Here is an 18,660-nt window from a genome sequence, read left to right as displayed (position 1 = left end):
GACCCAATGCAGATTAAAACACTTGGTGCAAGCGGCGGACTAGAATCCATTCAAGGTACCAGTGCTTTTCATTTACCTCCACACACGCTTATCGATGCGGGTACGGGTGTTCAACGACTTAGCTCGCATGAGATAATGTCGTTGACAAATGTATTATTAACGCATGCCCACTTGGATCATATCGCAAGTCTCCCCTTGTTGATTGATAGGCAATTCAAGATGCTTGCCGAGCAAGTGCGTACACTCGATATCTTTGCACTGCCAGAAGTACTAAACATGCTCAAACTTCATATATTCAATGAGCATATCTGGCCAGACTTTACAAAACTGCCATCGCATGAATTTCCTGTCATTAATCTTATACCCGTTACCGTTTGGGAGTCTTTTACATTATCGCCTTATACGGATAACTCCTTGCGAGTAATGCCCTTCCCACTTTTTCATGTCGTCCCCACGTGTGGTTATTGCATCATCAAGGGTACTCAAAAAATAGCAATCTGTGGAGACACTGGGCTTTGTGAAGAAACGATCGTTTCGCTTAACCGTCTGGGAGCGTTAAAGCGTTTGGTTATTGAATGCGCTTACTGCGATGATTTGGATACACTGGCAGATGCTGGTCATCATTTGACTCCTCGCCGATTGAGCAGGCTCTTAGCGTCTTTAAATGTTCTTCCGGACGAGCTCGTCGTTACGCATTTAAAACCCAACCTTCGAGATAAGATTACTGCCGAGCTAAAGCGCCAGCTTCCCCGTCAGTTAAACTGGACGCTCCCCACATGAGGCAATTTGGTTTATCGAGCATATTGAAGTGTTTTATAGCGACTATAGGTAGTACAGGTCTGGCTACTTCTTTACAGGCCTATCAGACAGAGTTGTCTCAAGCCAAAATTATGTTGTCTCAAAAAGCTCCTCAATTGGCTTATTCAGAGCTACGAGCAATAGAAGTAGAGAATAGTGGTACTCCAGAATTCGACTACTGGCTTGGTGTGGCCGCTCTTCGTGCGGGTGAAGCAAGCCATGCGTTAATGGCTTTGGATAGAGCGATTTTACGTCAACCCGATCATGCTGGTGCCCGTTTGGAGCGAGTAGCTGCCTTGATGCGCCTGGACCAATTTGAAACGGCCGAACGTGAGATGAATCATTTACGGGACCTTTCTCCTCCGCCAGACGCACTTGAGGCTATTGAGCGTTTTCAAGCACTGATTGATGAGTATCGTCATCAAAAAAATGGCTCAAAACATAATGGATTTTTAGGCCTAGAGGTAGGTTACGACAGCAACCCTCAGCGCCTGCCAAGTGAAATTGCGATTGACCCCTTGCGACCTGAACTTAGACGGCAAGTCGAAAGATTGATCGCCAATGGTTGGCAGCCGCAGGGCGGCGTTTCGGGTCTTGACGAGCAAATCTTCTACCGTAACGGTAGTTCCTATCAACGGATCCAGGGAAGCTATCAAGGAAATATTCCAATTAACGACCACTCCCGTTGGCAGGTGGGCGCGATTAGTCAATCTCAACGCTATACCGAAGAAATGGCTCGAGCCTACGATTTGACGCTGGCTCAAGCCCAACTCGGCTACGAACGTGATATGGCATCGCAAAGTGTACTGGCCTTGAAAGGAAGTGCCTTAATCGGATGGAGTGGAGAGGATCAAAACCACTTGCTGACTCGCTGGCGAAGCGATCTGGATTTCACTCACGCAGTGAGTCTGGATAGCAAACTTGTCTGGCAGTTAGGACTTGAACGTAACGATTTTGATCTCGCCTCAAATGATTATCACGCAGGCAGCCTGGGAATACAGCTGGATACTCTCTACTCGGACTTTCGAATTCGTTGGAGCGCGCAGCTTGAGCATGAATGGGCCAATGATAGCCGAGATGGCGGAGATCTTCTGGGTTTATCGCTTGGCTCTATCATCGACTATCCATTCAGCGAACGTCACCTGATTCGCTCAAGTTTTACCCATCGAATCCGTTCTTATCAGGAAGACGGTTTCGCTTTTTATAACGAATTTTCAGATTCAAATCGCCGTGACCACGTATCCCAAGCGCGAGTTTCCTGGCTTTTTCAGTTCGATCGAAACTGGCTACTGGAGACGAGTGCCGAGGCTGAGCGTCGACACTCTACCATCGAGTTTTTTGATACTAGCCGTTACCAGGCAAATGTAGCGCTTCGCTACCTTTTTTGATGGAGATCATTATGGCCTGTTTTCAAAAGCGCCCCTTGGCTCGTTTAACAAGCATCGGTTTGGGAAGCCTTGCGCTGATCCCATTTCCTACCTTTGCCGACACACCGGCAGGAAGGATCATGTTCGTTCACGGTGACGCCTCTATTGAGCGTGACGGTGAGCGGTTAGTCGCTGAGCGCGGCGATGATTTTTTCACCGGAGATATATTCCATACTGCTGCCGCCAGTACGCTTCAACTACGCTATAGCGACGGTGGTACCAAAGCGATTCGACCCGAGAGCTCCTACGTTCTTGAACGCTACGTACTAGATGAAGACGTTCCCGAGAACTCCTTTCAAAGCGGTGAGCTAATCCGTGGTGGCCTACGATCGATTACCGGTACTATCGGTAAACTAGCGCCTCAAAACGTCACTCATAGAACGCCTGTCGCTACCATTGGAATACGTGGTACCAGCTTTCAAATCCTGCACGTACCTGATGGTGGAACAGCCTCGCTGCCAGGTATCGGTTCAGGTAGCTATTTTTATGTAGAGAGCGGCATGCTGGCGATGTCGACCAACGCAGGCGATACCCTTATACGCCCCGGCGAAGTTTTCTTTACATCGTCGCTTGATTCAGCCCCCCAGTTGGTGCCTAACGGTATTGGTATCTTTGAGCAGCTCGACAGTAACATGCCACAAGGCGAAGAGACTTCCACAACAGAGGCATCGCCACGTTTAGCCCCAACACCAGCGAGTAATAGCGCTACCGCTCAGACTACATCTACTACTTCTATTAACAATGATCCCTCCCCGACCAGTAGCTCGGTAACTAGTTCACAGCCAGCAAATACTTTTTTGGAAAATACGGCGCTAAGTGGCGTAGTCAATAATGACTCAATAGAGAATAGACTCATTGCATCTCAGCAGCGCGAATTGGAGGCAAGTGCTTTTATAGACTCAAGCGAGCGCATCGACCAAGTCCAAAACGCTAATATCGATAGCATCATTGATGCCCGCGATGATTCTCTCGATGCCCCTACCATCACGGAGGAAAGTAATAGCGATGATGATCTGCGTGATGTTGAAGGTCGCCAACCTGAGAACAGTTCTCAAAATTCGGAGCCATCTCTGACCAACGATGATTCTACCGGAAACAACGGTAGCGAGAATACTGGTAACAGCGAGAACACCGGAAATAACAGCAACACCGGGAATAACGCCAACAGCGGTAATAGCGGCAATAGCGGCAATAGCGGCAATAGCGGTAATAGCGGTAATAGCGGTAATAGCGGTAATAGCGGTAATAGCGGTAATAGCGGTAATAGCGGTAATAGCGGTAATAGCGGTAATAGCGGTAATAGCGGTAATAGCGATAATAGCGGTAATAGCGGTAATAGCGGTAATAGCGGTAATAGCGGTAATAGCGGTAATAGCGGTAATAGCGGCAATAGCGGCAATAGCGCCAATAGCGCCAATAGTGAGAATACCGGCAATAGCGGCAACACCGGGAATAACAGCAATACCGGGAATAACAGCAACACAGGCAATAGTGGTAACAACGGCAACAACGGCAACAACGGCAACAACGGAAACAGCGGCAACAACGGCAACAACGGCAACAACGGCAACAGCGGAAACAACGGCAACAGCGGAAACAACGGCAACAGCGGAAACAACGGCAACAGCGGAAACAACGGCAACAGCGGCAACAGCGGCAACAGCGGCAACAGCGGCAATAGCGGCAATAGCGGAAACAATGGCAATGGCAATGGCAATCGAGGTAATGCCTATGGACTTCAAAGGGGTAAAAGCGGCACGCTAGAAGAACCACAGGCGATGTCTGATACGGCCTTCTCCAATACCTTTACTGACTGGGTGGATGCCGTCCCTTCCAGTGAAAATGCACTTTTCAATCGATCCAACGATGACGATATTCAGGAACTTTATCATCAGGACATTTCACCCACCGAGCAAGGCACTTATGCGATAGATGGAGGCGATATTATTTGGGGCTACTGGAAGAGTAGTACCCATTTATCAAGTGATTCGAACACAGAAAATTCACTTGATGAGTCCCTCGTATTTATAATGGTTTCCGATGAGCTTTCCCACTCTTTGACCGACTCACTTAGTCAATCAGCACTTGACGCCTTACGCGATCAGCTCGAAACGGGAGTAACGTTCAATTGGATCAATGGCACTGGCTTAGTACCGAATGATGGGGGAGAAATTATTCCTCTTCTTCCCGAAAGCTCTATCACGCTTTCCAATAGTGAAGGCGTTCAGGTCGAAATTCTTCTTGAGGATTTCGGTAAGCTGATCGGTAGCAACCGCTCCGATACCTTCTCACTCGACGGCATCAACCTGATTCATGAAGCATGTAAAAGCAACCGGTGTTTCGAGAGCGGAGAATTCAACGGCCGCTATATTGGTGAAGAAGCCGCCGCTATCATGAGTTTAATCGAAGCACAGGGAGCGCTAACCGGCGACTACAGCGGTACCGGTATTTTTGTGCGGATGACTCCCTGAACCTACTACTCATTATTTGTCAGTGTGCATCCAAACGCCGTCCCAATTTTGTGGGGGCGGCGTTTTCAGAAAATATTCACTACGTGCGAGATATATTTGCGTTGTCAGATCCTCTTCCCCCAATTCTTTGAAGGCTTGCGCAGCAGATTCGAAATTCGCTGCCTGATAATGATCGAGCGCTGTTTCGAATGCAGCGTGCCAAGTGCAACGCTCTTGCGATAGCGTACTCCAGCGTCCCAAGGGTTCCAAAATCCATAAAGGGGCTCGGCGCCCTTTTACTCGTACTTGGTCTAAACGCCTGTAGCACCAATCCGGCGCCTGCTTCGCGGTGGCTTCGCTAACGATCAAACTCACCCCATAAACCTTAGTCAACCCTTCCAAACGAGAACCCAAGTTCACGTTATCACCCATGACGGTGTACGCCATGCGAAAACCGGATCCCATATTTCCCACGCTCATTGGGCCGGAGTTAAGCCCCACCCCCATCGCCAATGTCGGTTTACCCTCGGCGACAAATTCGCGGTTGATTCTTTCAAGCGCCGCCAGCATTTCAAAAGATGCCTCGATCGCATGATCGGCATGCTTCATATCACGTAGTGGAGCTCCCCAGAAGGCCATGACAGCATCTCCCATGTACTTATCAATAGTTCCCTTGTGTTGATGGATTGCACCTGTCAAGGGTGTCAAAAGACGGTTCATCACACGGGTTAGCTCAGAGGGTGAAAGTAACTCCGAAAAAGCAGTGAAATCACGCACATCGGAAAACAGTACGGTCAGTTCGCGTTCCTCGCCTTCGAGGCCAAAGCTCTCACCACTTTCAACCATGCTTTTGACCAGTTGGGGCGGAACGTATTGTCCAAACCATTCGGCGACCCAGCGCTTTTGCTGTGTTTCGCGCAGCAAATTCATCGACAAATGCCAAAGCGTTTGCGCCAATAACAAAACGACCAAGCCAGCCACGGGTAAAACCCACCCCTGATGCCAGGCCCATACATTGCCCCCTACCGCTGCTAGAAGCAGCGTGCCGCTAACCGCCATGAGCAGTGGCGCGTTCAGTCGTGGGAAAATCACTACGATGATCAAACCCAAAGCACATAGATTCACCAAGTCAAAGCCCTGTATCCAAGGCGGTTGAGCCTTAAAACTCTGATGTAGCATGCCTGCTAGCAGTCCCAAATTGATTTCAGGGCCAGGATAAACCGCTCCTACCGGGGTCGACCTAAGATCCATTAGCCCAGGGGCTGACGCTCCCAGTATGAGAATTTTTCCCTTCAATGACCCAGGCTCGATGCGCCCCTCCAGAATATCGGCGGCTGAAATGTACTCGAAGTGACCTCGCGGTCCATACCAAGGAACCAAGGCACTCCCATCGGCATCGACGGGAATTTGGAATCCCCCAACATCCAGCGCTTCCAGCTGGTCAACTCCGGAACCTTCGCCAATCACGGGGTCGATTTGCGGCTGGCCCAACAAGGCGAGCAACATAGCGAGCGGCAATCCAGGATATAGCTCTCCCTGCCAACGCTGCAGCATGGGAACGCGTCGAAAAACGCCGTCTGCATCGACCAGAGGATTATCGAAAAACCCAGCGCTTAGCGCACCGTTTTGTAAAATCGCTAGATTCGCGGTGTAGCGCTGAGGCTCAGGTAAAGAAAGCAAAGAGTCGGTTGTGAGATGAGCCTGCTCGGGCAGTTGACCTATTACAGGAGGATCTCCTGCTTGAACACTCGATTGAAAATAGTACCCTAGTACTACCGGGTAATTAGATAGCGTGTTGGCTAGCACCTGATCGCCATCAGTTGGGGGCGGTAAAGAAGCAAGCGAGGGATACTCCTCTACCAAATTTTCCCAGTGCCTTTGCCAATGAGAGGCTTCTGGTTCCGCAAAGACGATATCCACACCCAATAAATCGGCGTCATAGGTGGTAAAAAGCGACTCTATCAACGCAGCAACGGTCGTTCTTGGCCAAGGCCACTGACCTATCTCGAAAAGGCTCCGCTCGTCGATGTCGATAATCGCCAGCGAAGAATCAGATTGTCCATCAAGCGTACTTCGCACTCGCCAATCGTATGCCTGCCACTCCAATCGTTGTAGCCCAGGCACATCGATCCATTCAGCACGATCCATCACCAGTAGAGCAGTAAGCAGCAGGCTTACAATGCATTGCAGCCACCACCAAAAAGATCTGATACCAGTATTTGCCTGTCTGAGTTTTTCTGTCGCCACACGAGACACTCTTATTAAGTAAGGATAAAAATCAGCCTAAGATAGGCTAAAAGTTTTACGAAAGGTACTTGTGCCTAACAGCGTACGAGGCGGCAAAGAGGCTCGTTGATAAAAACCCGTCCCGTTAGCTTTAAGCTGTTCGATATATTCAAACAGGCTCTTCAAGGTACCGAATGCGTTTTCTGAATAGCTGTCCAAACCATAGATTTCCTCAAGTTCATGACTCGGCCACACGAGTGAGATTAATCGCGCGATATCATCCTATTCAAACACTTTTCGAAGCCGCTAAAGCGGTCGATAAACAATTACTTCACACTTTCTTTTCGGCTTTTGGTACTTGTGGTTAACTATCGACTTAACGAGGAGCGAGCCGGCAAATTATCGTGATAATTCATTTATCGAAAGCGCCGGGACTTGAAGCCTTAGCATAAGCACTTTAACCAAATTTGTGCTGATGTCTTGCCAATAGATCGAAGCGTGACGGCGGGAAAGAGCGACCATGATATCCGGTTGCGCTTGAGCATTGCATTACAGGATAGCGATTCAGCCTGCCCGTTGCCAAATGGAGGACGTTGCCCGCCACCTCTTTGACAAAGCATGGACTGGGGTATGGTTCAGCTAAATTATAAGCACAAAAAAGCCGCTGAAACCAGCGGCTTAATCTATGTTCTTGGCGGAGGGGGAGGGATTCGAACCCTCGAAGCCTTTCGACTTACACACTTTCCAGGCGTGCTCCTTCGACCACTCGGACACCCCTCCGCATTTTGACTGTCAGTAAGGCGTTGCCTTTCCCAACAGAACGGCGCGTATTTTATGGGTTAAGGTATTAAATAGCAAGTCTTTTCCTTACTCAGCTCAAAACGGCATAGGTGCCGCGGGCCTCCAGGCAGAGCACGTCGTGACAATAAAGCTCCTGCACCAGTGTGATACGGCCCTTCCCGCGGGTTTCGAGGCGGCTTGCGAGCTCGTTCGGGCCTTGAGGGGCTTCGGGCTTGCATATCAACCGATAGTCGTGGGTCACCGGTGCTAGAAAGCGCTGGGAAGCATCCGCGATCACAACGTCACGCGCCAAGCCGTGCTGGCGAAGCCAGAGCGTGGTCCAGCACCAGCCTAGAAGTGTGGTCTGAGCGGTCAGGGCACCGCCAAAGCCAGTGCCCTTATCGTTGAGCGAGGGCTTAAGTGCCAGTTCCCAGACCAAATGGTCGTTGTTGTGACTCATCTTTTTGAGGCCCAGCGCCGCCGCCATGGGGATGGCTTCCATCAGCCAGCGCTGAAAAGCGTCCAGATCCTCCCGGCCCTCTTCAGGAAGTGGCAACCGAGGGTACGCCGTGCCGGGCTCGCGAGACTTGACCATGTGCACTCCTCAAGATGTCAGGGTTAGTTCCAGCGCTCGACGAAGCCGCTAGAATCGTGGTGTGCTAATGGTTTGTGGCGACCACCCAAACTACCTAGATAGATAAACGCTACGACTTCGTCGTCCTCTTCGAGGCTCAGCCCCTTACGCACCACCGGATCGAACGCGTACTTACCGCTTCGCCACATCGCACCCAGGCCCAGCGCGTGAGCTGCGAGCAAGATGCCGTGGGCGGCGCAGCCGGCGGAGATGACCTGCTCTATCTTGGGCACCTTGGGGAGTTCCGGCGTGACGCGAGCGATCACCGCAATGATCATCGGCGCGCGAAGCGGCTTTTGGCGGGCAGCGTTCAGTGTGTCGTCGCTGGCGCTGGGATCTTCCTGAAACTCCGCCTCGGCAAAAAGCTCGCCCAAACGCTCGCGCCCTTCCCCGCTGAACTCGATGAAACGCCAGGGGCGCAGCTCCTTGTGGTCCGGGGCGCGTAGCGCCGCCTGGTAGAGAGCTTCGAGCTGCTCGGCGCTGGGCGCGGGCTCGGTGAGCTTGCCCATGGAGCTACGTTCGTGAAGAAGCGTCAGTGCATCCATTTCGGTCGTCCTGGCCTGTGGTGAGCGCTCTACTTTAGCGCACTGGGTTACTGTCTTGCCAGACGCAGCGACCCCGGCGACGCCATTCCCTTGGTGGCCCGCCAGGGGCTGATATCGAGCCCACCGCGGCGCACGTAGCGCGCCAGCACCAGAAGCTCGGAAGGGGCTGCGCGCTGCATCACATCCGTGAAGATGTGCTCGACGCAGTGCTCGTGAAAATCCTGATGCTGGCGAAAGCCGATCAAATAGCGCAGAAGACCTTCGCGGTCGATCTTCGGCCCTTTATAACGAATCATAACGCTGCCCCAGTCCGGCTGGCCGGTGACCGGGCAGTTGGATTTCAACAGGTGCGAGTAGAGCGTCTCCTCGACGACCTCGCCACCGGCGCTTAGATGATCCGCGCTCGGGGTGTAGTCGTCGATGGCGATATCAAGCGGGTCCAAGCATTCGCCGGGCAGGCGCACCGGGTCGAGGGCGGCATCGTCCACATCGAAAAGATCAACACCGACCGCGGCGCCAGCCACACGGGATAGATCCTCTTTCAGCACGCCGATCACCGCCTCCGTGCTCTCGAAGCGCGTCTGGTTGAAGCTGTTGAGGTAAAGCTTCCAGGATTTGGACTCGATCAGATTGGGCGAGCTGGCCGGCAGCGTGAACCGCGCCACGGCGACTACGGGCTTGCCTCGGCCGTTGAGCCAAGACACCTCAAAGGCGTGCCACTCGTCCTCGCCGATGAAGGGTAGCGCGCCCTCCTCGATGCCCAGCGGGGCTCGGTTGGCGGCGCGGGCGATGGGAAAGAGCAGCGCCGCGTCGTACTGGTCCGGGTAGGCGGAATCGCGCCCCAAGGGCGCGTGTTCCAGAGTATCGGGGCGGTGTGCCATGACGGCCTCCTTAGCTTCGAATGCCGTGACCGCGCTCGAGCATGGTCAGTGCGACGGCGAACAGCACGACGATGAACGCGAATACGGCGGCCAGCGCCCAGACCACGGGAATGTCCGACACGCCCAGAAAGCCGTAGCGGAACACGTTCACCATGTAGAGAATCGGGTTGAGCATCGACACGCCCTGCCAGAAGTCCGGCAGCATCGAGATCGAGTAGAACACCCCGCCCAAATAAGTCAGCGGTGTCAGCACGAAGGTCGGCACGATCGAGATGTCGTCGAACTTGTTGGCCAGCAGCGCGTTGATGAAGCCGCCGATGGAGAACAGTGCCGAGGTCAGCACCACGACCAGCAAGGTCAAAAACGGGTGCTCCAACGAGAGCCGGGTAAAGAATAGCGAGACGACCGTGACGATAAGCCCCACGCCCAGCCCACGCGCCATACCGCCCAGAATGAAGCCTGACAAGATAACCCAGTTGGGCATCGGCGAGACCATCATCTCTTCTACCGAGCGCTGGAACTTGTTGGAGAAAAAGCTCGAGGCGACGTTGGAGTAGCTATTGGTGATCACCGACATCATGATCAGGCCAGGGACGATGAAGTCCATGTAGCTGAAGCCGTCCATCGCGCCGATGCGCGAGCCGATCAGGTTGCCGAAGATGATGAAGTACATCGCCATGGTGATCGACGGCGGCAACAGCGTCTGCGGCCAGATCCGCGTGAAGCGCTTGATCTCCTTGATCACCAGCGTCCAAAGCGCCACCAGGGTTTGCATTGCGTTCATGCGTGGGCCTCCTTGGCGCTCGGCTCGTCGATGGATTTCTGGCCCTGCTCGACCATGGACACGAACATCTCCTCGAGCCGGTTGGCGCGGTTGCGCATCGACACCACCTTTATCCCTTGCGCGCTCAGCGCCTCGAACACGGTGTTGAGCTCCTGGCCCCGCTCGATCGCCAGTGAAAGCTGCGACGGCTCGATCTGCTGGATCGCGAAGCCCTCTATTTCGGGCACGGCGGTAACAGGCTCGGCCAGGTCGAGCAGGAAGGTTTCGATGTCGAGCTCGGCGAGCAGCTCACGCACGCTGGTGTTACGCACGATATCGCCGTTATTGATGATGGCGATATTGCGACACAGGCTCTCCGCCTCTTCCAAGTAGTGGGTGGTCAAAATGATGGTGGTGCCTTCGTCGCGATTGAGGCGACGCATGTACTCCCACATGCTGCGTCTGAGCTCGATATCCACGCCGGCGGTCGGCTCGTCGAGAATCAAGAGCCTGGGGCGGTGCATCAGGGCGCGGGCGATCATCAGGCGCCGCTTCATGCCGCCGGAGAGCATGCGCGCGCTGCCATTACGCTTGTCCCAAAGGCCAAGGTCGGTGAGAAGCTGCTTCGCCCGGGGAAGCGCCTCGCTTCGCTTCATGCCGTAGTAGCCCGCTTGGGCCATCACGATATCCAGCACTTTCTCGAACTGGCTGAAGTTGAACTCCTGAGGCACCACGCCAAGCTGGTATTTGGCCTTCGCGAAGTCCTTGTCGATATCGATACCGAAGATGGAGACCTTGCCTTCGGTTTTTTGCACCAGTGAGCACACCACGCCCAGGGTGGTCGACTTGCCCGCCCCGTTAGGCCCCAAAAGCGCAAAAAAATCGCCCTGCTGGACGTCGAGATCGATACCCTTCAGGGCGTGAAAGCCGTTGCCATACACCTTGGTGAGGCCACGGATAGACAATGCCGGTTCGGCCATGAACATGTCCTGTCAGCAAAAGAGGATAAACAGTATAGAACGCTCAAAGATGGGGGCAGCCGGGATCGTTTTCAAGCTAACGGCTGGGCGCGGCTGCAAATCGGAAACAGCAAAACCGTCGCTACCGTGTAATAGCGAACTGATTGAACAACAGAAAGGAAAAAATTGGAGCGGGAAAAGAGATTTGATCGGACTGGCGTACCAGCTCTCGACCTGCCTTTCTAAACCAACACCCTTAATTGGAGCGGGAAAAGAGATTCGAACTCTCGACCCTCGCCTTGGCAAGGCGATGCTCTACCACTGAGCTATTCCCGCTTAATACTGGAAGGCGGCGAAATTGGCGTCCCATAGGGGGTTCGAACCCCTGTTACCGCCGTGAAAGGGCGGTGTCCTAGACCACTAGACGAATGGGACACATAAGCAAATAAATGCTTGGAGCGGGAAAAGAGATTCGAACTCTCGACCCTCGCCTTGGCAAGGCGATGCTCTACCACTGAGCTATTCCCGCTTATCAATTTTCGCGTTCGGAGTGGCGTCCCATAGGGGGTTCGAACCCCTGTTACCGCCGTGAAAGGGCGGTGTCCTGGACCACTAGACGAATGGGACACTGCTGCACCTAAGTGCTTTGGAGCGGGAAAAGAGATTCGATCGGACTGGCGTACCAGCTCTCGACCTGCACTTGCTTGACCACACAACCAAATTGGAGCGGGAAAAGAGATTCGAACTCTCGACCCTCGCCTTGGCAAGGCGATGCTCTACCACTGAGCTATTCCCGCACTCCGATACCTTGACGATGAAGTGGCGTCCCATAGGGGGTTCGAACCCCTGTTACCGCCGTGAAAGGGCGGTGTCCTGGACCACTAGACGAATGGGACGTTTCATTGCCTCGTCGAGGTGGCGCGTATATTACTCAGAGGGCCTTTTGATGTCAAGCCACTGATTTTCAGTTTGTGGTTTTACCCACACTCGGCCCGAATACCGGCTTAACGTACAGCGGCGGCGCCCTTCTTCTCATTCTCTTGGCGGGCGCTGCTTTTATCGCTAGCGACTGACCGCTCATAGTGCGCTGGTTGGGTAAAGCCGCGCTTATCGCCTAAACTGAACCTCATGCCGTCACCGGTAGTCTTAACGATACCTATCGCATTGAAGAGCCAACTCTTTACCGACAAACGCCATCAAGGAGGCGCCCATGGCCAAGATCGAAAAAACGCCGGAGCAGTGGCGCAGCGAACTCAGCGACGAACAGTACCGCGTGGCGCGGGAAAAAGGCACCGAGCGCCCGTTCACCGGCGACTATCAGGTCAGCGATGAACAAGGCATCTATCACTGCGTCTGCTGCCACGCCCCGCTGTTTGAGAATGAGCACAAGTTCGAGGCCGGCTGCGGCTGGCCAAGCTTTGACCGGCCGCTTGGCAGCCATAGCGTGGAGGAGCACAGCGATACGAGCCACGGCATGACCCGTACCGAGGTCGTCTGCTCGCACTGCGACGCGCATTTGGGCCACGTCTTCCCGGATGGGCCGCGAGAAACCACGGGGCTTCGTTACTGCATCAACTCGGTGTCGCTGGAGTTTCACCCCGACGAGTAACGCGCACCTGGTTTTCCAGAGCATCTGCGTTTGCGAAGCGCCCACGGGCTGGCATTCTGATAGAATGGCAGCCCATTTTTTTGCCCTTTGATTGCGCTTTCAGGAGAGTCCCATGCTCGGCTGGTTTCCCGGACACATGAACAAGGCCCGCCGCCAGATCAAGGAGGCGCTGCCGGAAATCGACGTGGTCATCGAGGTACTCGATGGGCGTCTGCCCTACTCCAGCGCCAACCCGATGCTGGCCGAGCTGACCCGCCACAAACCGGTGCTGAAGATTCTGACCCGGGCGGATCTGGCCGACCCGGCGCGCACCAGCGAGTGGGTCGCCCATTTTGACGCCCAAACCGACACCCGGGCGCTGGCGGTCACCACCACCCAAAGCCGCGAGCTCAAAAAAATCCCCAAGCTCTGCCACGAGCTTGCCGGCGCGGTGCGGGCAGATCGCGACGTGCGCGTGATGGTGATGGGCATCCCCAACGTGGGTAAATCCACGCTGATCAACGGCCTGGCCGGGCGCAAGATCGCCAAAACAGGCAACGAACCGGCAGTCACCAAGCGCCAACAAAAGGTGCGCATCGACGGGCGCGTAGCGCTGATCGACACGCCCGGTGTGCTGTGGCCCAAGATCGAGGATCAGGCGAGTGCCTACCGGCTGGCCGCCAGCGGCGCCATTCGCGACACCGCCATCGAGTACGTGGACGTGGCGATCGTCGCCTGCGCCGAGCTTGCCAAGCGCTATCCCGAGGCGCTCAAGAGCCGCTACAAGCTAGAGGCGTTGCCGATTTATGAGGCCCTCCAAACGCCTCAGAACGTGGACGCCGACGGCCCGACGCGCCCGGACTTTCTCGCTCTGGCCGGGTTCGACGGCCACGCAATCCTTAAGGAGATCGCCGCCAAGCGCGGCGGGCTGCGCCCCGGCGGCGAGGTGGACTGGCACCGCGGCTCCGAGGTACTGCTGCACGAGCTTCGCGACGGCAAGCTCGGGCGCATTACGCTGGAAACGCCCGATGACATTCCCGCCCCGGCGGAAGATATCGCAGCTGATGATACTCACGCCGATAACGCCGAATTGGGCGCAGACAGCGATAGCCCTCACGCGCATAATGACCCGTGACTTCATCGACCGACCCCGTTGACCAATAACCCGACCAACCAAGGTACTCTGGGACACTTCATGGACACGATGCACCCCGTAGACTCATCGCTTACAGAGCCTCAGCCGCTCAAGAAATCGCACAAGCTGCACAACGTCTGCTACGACATTCGCGGCCCCGTTCTCGAGCACGCCAAACGGCTGGAGGACGAAGGTCAACGCATCCTGAAGCTCAACATCGGCAACCCCGCCCCCTTCGGGTTCGAAGCACCCGAGGAAATCCTTCAGGACGTGATGCGCAACCTGCCCACCGCTCAGGGCTACTGTGACTCCAAAGGGCTCTACTCGGCGCGCAAGGCGATCATGCAGGAGTGTCAGCGCAAGAACATTCCCGGCGTGGGCATCGAAGATATCTACATCGGCAACGGCGTTTCCGAGCTGATCGTGATGTGCATGCAGGCGCTGTTGAACGACGGCGACGAGGTGCTGATTCCTGCCCCGGACTACCCGCTCTGGACCGCTGCGGCGCACCTTTCCGGCGGCCACGGCGTTCACTACCGCTGCGACGAGCAGGCCGGCTGGGCGCCAGACATCGCCGACATTCGTGCGAAAGTCACCAGCCGCACCCGGGCAATCGTGCTGATCAATCCCAACAACCCGACCGGCGCAGTCTATCCGCCGGAAGTAGTCGAAGCGGTACTCAAGGTCGCCCGAGAGCACCAACTGGTGGTGTTTTCCGATGAGATCTACGACAAGATTCTTTATGACGGCATCGAGCACACCGCGACCGGCGCGCTGGCCGATGACGATCAGCTCGTGATTACCATGAATGGGCTCTCCAAGAGCTACCGTTGCGCCGGCTTTCGCTCCGGCTGGATGACCATTTCCGGCACGCTGGCCAAAAAGCGCGCGCGGGACTACATCCAGGGCCTCACCATGCTCGCCTCGATGCGCCTGTGCGCCAACGTGCCCGCCCAGCACGCCATTCAAACGGCGCTAGGCGGGTATCAGTCTATCAACGACCTGATCCTGCCCGGTGGACGGCTTCTAGCCCAGCGCGATGTCACCGTGGAGAAGCTCAACGCCATTCCCGGCGTATCCTGCGTAACACCCAAGGGTGCGCTCTACGCCTTTCCGCGGCTAGACCCCAAGGTGTACAACATTCAGGACGATCAACAGCTGGTACTGGACCTACTGCTTCAAGAGAAGATCCTGTTAGTCCAGGGCAGCGCCTTCAACGCGCCGGACACCAATCATGTACGTATCGTTACGCTCCCTTGGGCGGATCAGCTCGGCGACGCGCTCGATCGGTTCGCCAACTTTTTATCACGCTACCGTCAGTAAAAGCGTGAAACTGCCGAGTAATAATCAACTCTAATCGCTGAACTCAACCCGTTTGAAACGCTTAAAGGGAGACCACCACGATGATGCGTATTCTGCTGTTTCTGGCCACTAACCTTGCGGTGGTGCTGGTAGCAAGCTTTACGCTGCGCCTGTTTGGCGTGGAAGGCTATTTACGAAGCCAGGGCATCAACTTCACCGGCCTTTTGCTGTTCTGCTTCATCATCGGTATGGCGGGGTCGATGATCTCGCTGTTCATGTCGAAATGGCTGGCCAAGCGCTCCACCGGCACCGTGCTGATCGAAGCGCCCTCCAACTCCACCGAGCAGTGGCTGGTGGACACCGTCGCCGAGCTTTCTCGGGAAGCGGGCATCAAGACGCCGGAAGTGGGTATCTTCCCGGCGCAGCAGTCCAACGCCTTCGCCACCGGCTGGAATAAAAACGATGCGCTGGTGGCGGTGTCAGCGGGGTTACTCAACCGCATGCGCCCGGACGAGGTGCGGGCGGTGCTGGCCCACGAAATCGGCCACGTTGCCAATGGTGATATGGTCACGCTGGCGCTGATCCAGGGCGTGGTCAACACCTTCGTCATGTTCTTTGCCCGCGCCGTGGCGCACCTGCTCGACGGTTTCCTGAAAAGCCGCGGCAGTGAAGGCGGGCTCGGGTTCATGGGCTACTTTGCGGTGGTCATGGTGGCGGAGATCGTGTTTGGTATCGTTGCCTCGGCGATCGTCGCCTGGTTTTCGCGCTTTCGCGAATACCGCGCCGACGAAGCCGGCGCCAGGCTTGCGGGCACCAACGCCATGGTCAACGCTTTGGCACGTTTGAAAGCCGAAACCGAGATGCCGGATCAAATGCCGGACACCATGCGCGCCATGGCGATCACCAAGGGCCAGACCCGTTCGCTTCTGGAAAAGCTCTTTGCCAGCCATCCGCCGCTGGACGAGCGCATTCGCGCGTTGAAAGAAGCTGCCTACCGTCAATAAGCGCTTGCTACGCGATCGCGAGGCGCCTCAGCCAGCTGGTTCGGCTTAAGGCGCCTCGCTTTTTTATGCCTGCCACACACCTAGACAACCAGGGTATATAGCGCCGAGCGCACGCACCCTCGTCCGGCCGCCTTGGCCTCGTAGAGTAACTGGTCGGCCGCTTTGATCAGCACGGATGGGTCGTCGCCGGCCACCCAGCGCGTGCTGGCCACGCCCAGGCTGATGGTCACCATCGGCGCCACATCCGAGGCGCCATGGGGCAGCGCCAGCGCTCGAACGGCGGTTTCAAGCTCGAGCGCCTTGCGCGTGGCGTCGAATAGGTCGGTGCTCGGCAGTAGGCAAATGAACTCCTCGCCACCGTAACGCGCGACCAGATCCCGGGGGCGATGGATATGCCGCTTGAGCAAGTCGGCGATGGCCTTCAGGCACTCGTCGCCGCTCACATGGCCGTAGTGATCGTTATAGCGCTTGAAGAAGTCGATATCGAGAAACAACATCGAAAGCGAGAGCTGGTCCTGACGACAGCGCTGCCACTCCTGGTCCAAACGTTCGTTGAAGTAGCGCCGGTTGGCAACGCCAGTGAGCCCATCCTTGAGCGCCAGTTCGTGAAGGCGCTGATGCTCCTGCTCGCGGCGGCGCAACACCGCAGTGGAAATCTGCAGCGCGGCCGAACGCAGCCGATCGGCGCTCTCTTCGAGCATGCCCGGGTGAAGGCGCGGCGCTGGCTCGTGGGTACGTGCGATACGAATGACATGACCATTGACGCCGAGTGACTGGGTGACCGTCAGCGAGCGCCGGCTATTGATGTAATCGAATGCCGGCGGCAACGCCTGCGCATCCAGCCAGGAGAGATCCAGCGCCCGTTCAGGCAACAAGCAAGCGTCAAGGATCGCCGCGGCGCTGATGCCTTGGTGAAGAAGCGTCGCGGCATCAGCGAATTCCTCGGCAAACCCCTCATCCCAGTCGATAAGGTGCTGCTGGGCGTCGAAGACGGCCATGCTCTGAACGGACGTTGGATCTCTATTCATGCAGGGTGCCGGCGTGCAGCCGTTCGAGCGCCAGAGCCGTACCCTTCACGCGCGCGCGAATCTTGGCCAGCGCAGTTTCCCGCGAGGTGGAAATATCGTCGCAAAACGGTGAAAAACCGCAGTCGTCGGTGGTGCCCAGCTGCTCGAGCGGGATGAAGCGAGCCGCCTGCAGCACGCGCTCACACACCTCTTCGGGGGTTTCGATACGCGGGTCGTTGACTTCAATTACTCCGATGAAGGCGCGCTGCCAGGGTTTTAGATAGCGCGCGACGATCTTGAGCCCGCGCTCCGGGTCCGCTTCGCAGGCCATGGCGATATAGAAGTTTCCGGCCTTGAGCTCGAACAAGCTCGGTAAAAGCTCCGCGTAGTCGACATCGGCGCTATGGGTAGCATCGTGGTCGGCGCCTGGGCAGGTGTGAACGCCGATACGCTGGCGCTCCTCCTCGGTGAACCTTGCCAATACTCGGTTGTTGAGTTCGATGAAGCTGTCGAGCACGCTGCCACTGGGGTCGAGCTTGAGCGCCAGCCGCCCCTCTGTGAAGTCGATCTGCACCTTGTCGGCCCCCGCCGCGAAGCAGCCGCGAATCTCCTTTTCCTGCTCGTCGATCAGATCCTCAAGAAACTGGTCACGGCTGTAGCCCTCGATAGGCTCGGAGGGATAGAAAAGGCTCACCGCCGAGGCCGAGATGATCGCCTGCTTCATGGGCAGTTTCGTGTAGTCCCTCGCTTTGGCGAGAGTATCGGCGGCGGAAAGCGCGTAGCGAAACGGGCCTGACACCAGCCGCGGCAGGCGGCGCACGTGGCCATCGTTGAAAGGAATTTCGAGACCGTCCGTGGCGAAGTTGTGACCGCCCTCGACCAGATAGGTGGCAAAACCATGGGTCTTGCGCTGCTCGCCATCGGTGATAATCGGCGAGCCGGTGGCCTCCAGCTCGCTCATGGCCTTCTTCACCGCCTCATCATACAGCGCATCCATAGCTGCCCAATCGAGCTGTCCGGCGCTGTACTGGCGCTGCGCCTCCATCAGTTTTTCCAAGCGGGGAAGGCTTCCGATGGCCTCGGTCGGTAGGAGCGTGGTGCGTTTATCCATGGCGTGCGGTCCTCGTCGGGTCGTTTATTCGATATAAAACATCCTGCCGG

General features: G+C 55.9%; 15 protein-coding genes and 7 tRNA genes. 7 read left to right on the top strand and 15 right to left on the bottom strand.

Annotated elements, in window-relative coordinates:
- Positions 1 to 6: 6 nt before the first annotated feature.
- From ACGLWX_RS08990 to ACGLWX_RS08980, 3 genes are read left to right on the top strand one after another with little or no spacing between them, the layout of a single operon-like run.
- Positions 7 to 780 (top strand): 3',5'-cyclic-nucleotide phosphodiesterase, encoded by a 774-nt coding sequence (locus tag ACGLWX_RS08990; RefSeq protein WP_396239078.1) that lies wholly within the window; start codon positions 7 to 9, stop codon positions 778 to 780.
- Entirely contained in the window at positions 777 to 2,186 is a 1,410-nt protein-coding gene (locus ACGLWX_RS08985) for a hypothetical protein (protein WP_396239076.1), read from the top strand. Before ACGLWX_RS08990 ends, ACGLWX_RS08985 begins: the two co-directional genes overlap by 4 nt.
- Positions 2,187 to 2,197: 11 nt before the next feature.
- On the top strand, positions 2,198 to 4,696 hold the full coding sequence (locus ACGLWX_RS08980) for a hypothetical protein (RefSeq protein WP_396239074.1): 2,499 nt from the start codon (positions 2,198 to 2,200) through the stop codon (positions 4,694 to 4,696).
- A 12-nt stretch (positions 4,697 to 4,708) separates the two neighbouring features.
- On the opposite strand, the gene ACGLWX_RS08975 is transcribed toward ACGLWX_RS08980, so the two are convergent.
- The 13 genes from ACGLWX_RS08975 to ACGLWX_RS08915 form a co-directional block, all read right to left on the bottom strand.
- Positions 4,709 to 6,922 carry a CHASE2 domain-containing protein gene (locus tag ACGLWX_RS08975; RefSeq protein ID WP_396239072.1) on the bottom strand — a complete coding sequence of 738 codons (2,214 nt, stop codon included), beginning with the start codon at positions 6,920 to 6,922 and terminating at the stop codon, positions 4,709 to 4,711.
- 671 nt (positions 6,923 to 7,593) lie between these two features.
- Positions 7,594 to 7,681, bottom strand: a tRNA-Ser gene (locus tag ACGLWX_RS08970).
- A 91-nt stretch (positions 7,682 to 7,772) separates the two neighbouring features.
- Entirely contained in the window at positions 7,773 to 8,276 is a 504-nt protein-coding gene (locus ACGLWX_RS08965; protein WP_396239070.1) for a YiiD C-terminal domain-containing protein, read from the bottom strand.
- 23 nt (positions 8,277 to 8,299) lie between these two features.
- The gene (locus ACGLWX_RS08960; RefSeq protein ID WP_396239068.1) at positions 8,300 to 8,860 is read right to left on the bottom strand and encodes a nitroreductase family protein; all 561 of its coding nucleotides are present in this window, start codon (positions 8,858 to 8,860) and stop codon (positions 8,300 to 8,302) included.
- Positions 8,861 to 8,907: 47 nt separating this feature from the next.
- Positions 8,908 to 9,741, bottom strand: a complete 834-nt coding sequence (queF, locus tag ACGLWX_RS08955) for an NADPH-dependent 7-cyano-7-deazaguanine reductase QueF (protein ID WP_396239066.1) — start codon at positions 9,739 to 9,741, stop codon at positions 8,908 to 8,910.
- A 10-nt stretch (positions 9,742 to 9,751) separates the two neighbouring features.
- Entirely contained in the window at positions 9,752 to 10,525 is a 774-nt protein-coding gene (locus ACGLWX_RS08950) for an ABC transporter permease (RefSeq protein ID WP_252109846.1), read from the bottom strand.
- Positions 10,522 to 11,484, bottom strand: a complete 963-nt coding sequence (locus ACGLWX_RS08945) for an ABC transporter ATP-binding protein (RefSeq protein WP_252109847.1) — start codon at positions 11,482 to 11,484, stop codon at positions 10,522 to 10,524. Before ACGLWX_RS08945 ends, ACGLWX_RS08950 begins: the two co-directional genes overlap by 4 nt.
- 240 nt (positions 11,485 to 11,724) lie before the next feature.
- Positions 11,725 to 11,799, bottom strand: a tRNA-Gly gene (locus ACGLWX_RS08940).
- Between the two features lie 23 nt (positions 11,800 to 11,822).
- Positions 11,823 to 11,898, bottom strand: a tRNA-Glu gene (locus ACGLWX_RS08935).
- Positions 11,899 to 11,917: 19 nt separating this feature from the next.
- Positions 11,918 to 11,992: transfer RNA gene (locus ACGLWX_RS08930), tRNA-Gly, on the bottom strand.
- Between the two features lie 22 nt (positions 11,993 to 12,014).
- Positions 12,015 to 12,090 (bottom strand) — tRNA-Glu (locus tag ACGLWX_RS08925).
- Between the two features lie 95 nt (positions 12,091 to 12,185).
- Positions 12,186 to 12,260: transfer RNA gene (locus ACGLWX_RS08920), tRNA-Gly, on the bottom strand.
- Positions 12,261 to 12,283: 23 nt separating this feature from the next.
- Positions 12,284 to 12,359, bottom strand: a tRNA-Glu gene (locus tag ACGLWX_RS08915).
- 314 nt (positions 12,360 to 12,673) lie between these two features.
- Between ACGLWX_RS08915 and msrB the strand changes: the two genes are divergently transcribed.
- The 4 genes from msrB (at position 12,674) to htpX (ending at position 16,492) form a co-directional block, all read left to right on the top strand.
- Positions 12,674 to 13,072 (top strand): peptide-methionine (R)-S-oxide reductase MsrB, encoded by a 399-nt coding sequence (gene msrB, locus ACGLWX_RS08910; RefSeq protein ID WP_252109848.1) that lies wholly within the window; start codon positions 12,674 to 12,676, stop codon positions 13,070 to 13,072.
- A gap of 112 nt (positions 13,073 to 13,184) precedes the next feature.
- Positions 13,185 to 14,186 carry a ribosome biogenesis GTPase YlqF gene (gene ylqF / locus ACGLWX_RS08905; protein WP_252109849.1) on the top strand — a complete coding sequence of 334 codons (1,002 nt, stop codon included), beginning with the start codon at positions 13,185 to 13,187 and terminating at the stop codon, positions 14,184 to 14,186.
- 69 nt (positions 14,187 to 14,255) lie between these two features.
- A complete protein-coding gene (locus tag ACGLWX_RS08900; protein ID WP_396239440.1) occupies positions 14,256 to 15,509 on the top strand; it encodes a pyridoxal phosphate-dependent aminotransferase in 1,254 nt (417 codons plus the stop codon).
- An 80-nt stretch (positions 15,510 to 15,589) separates the two neighbouring features.
- A complete protein-coding gene (gene htpX, locus ACGLWX_RS08895) occupies positions 15,590 to 16,492 on the top strand; it encodes a protease HtpX (RefSeq protein ID WP_396239064.1) in 903 nt (300 codons plus the stop codon).
- An 80-nt stretch (positions 16,493 to 16,572) separates the two neighbouring features.
- Here the strand turns inward: htpX and ACGLWX_RS08890 are convergent, their stop codons facing one another.
- Complete coding sequence (locus ACGLWX_RS08890; protein ID WP_396239062.1) at positions 16,573 to 17,520, bottom strand: diguanylate cyclase; 948 nt, start codon at positions 17,518 to 17,520, stop codon at positions 16,573 to 16,575.
- Positions 17,513 to 18,610: a cobalamin-independent methionine synthase II family protein gene (locus tag ACGLWX_RS08885; protein ID WP_396239060.1), complete on the bottom strand. Its 1,098-nt coding sequence runs from the start codon at positions 18,608 to 18,610 to the stop codon at positions 17,513 to 17,515. The genes ACGLWX_RS08890 and ACGLWX_RS08885 overlap by 8 nt, the downstream gene beginning before the upstream one ends.
- Between the last annotated feature and the right edge of the window lie 50 nt (positions 18,611 to 18,660).

Origin of the sequence: Halomonas sp. HMF6819 (assembly GCF_044335525.1) — a bacterium.
GTDB lineage: Bacteria > Pseudomonadota > Gammaproteobacteria > Pseudomonadales > Halomonadaceae > Vreelandella.
This window is presented reverse-complemented; position numbering and strand designations above follow the sequence as displayed.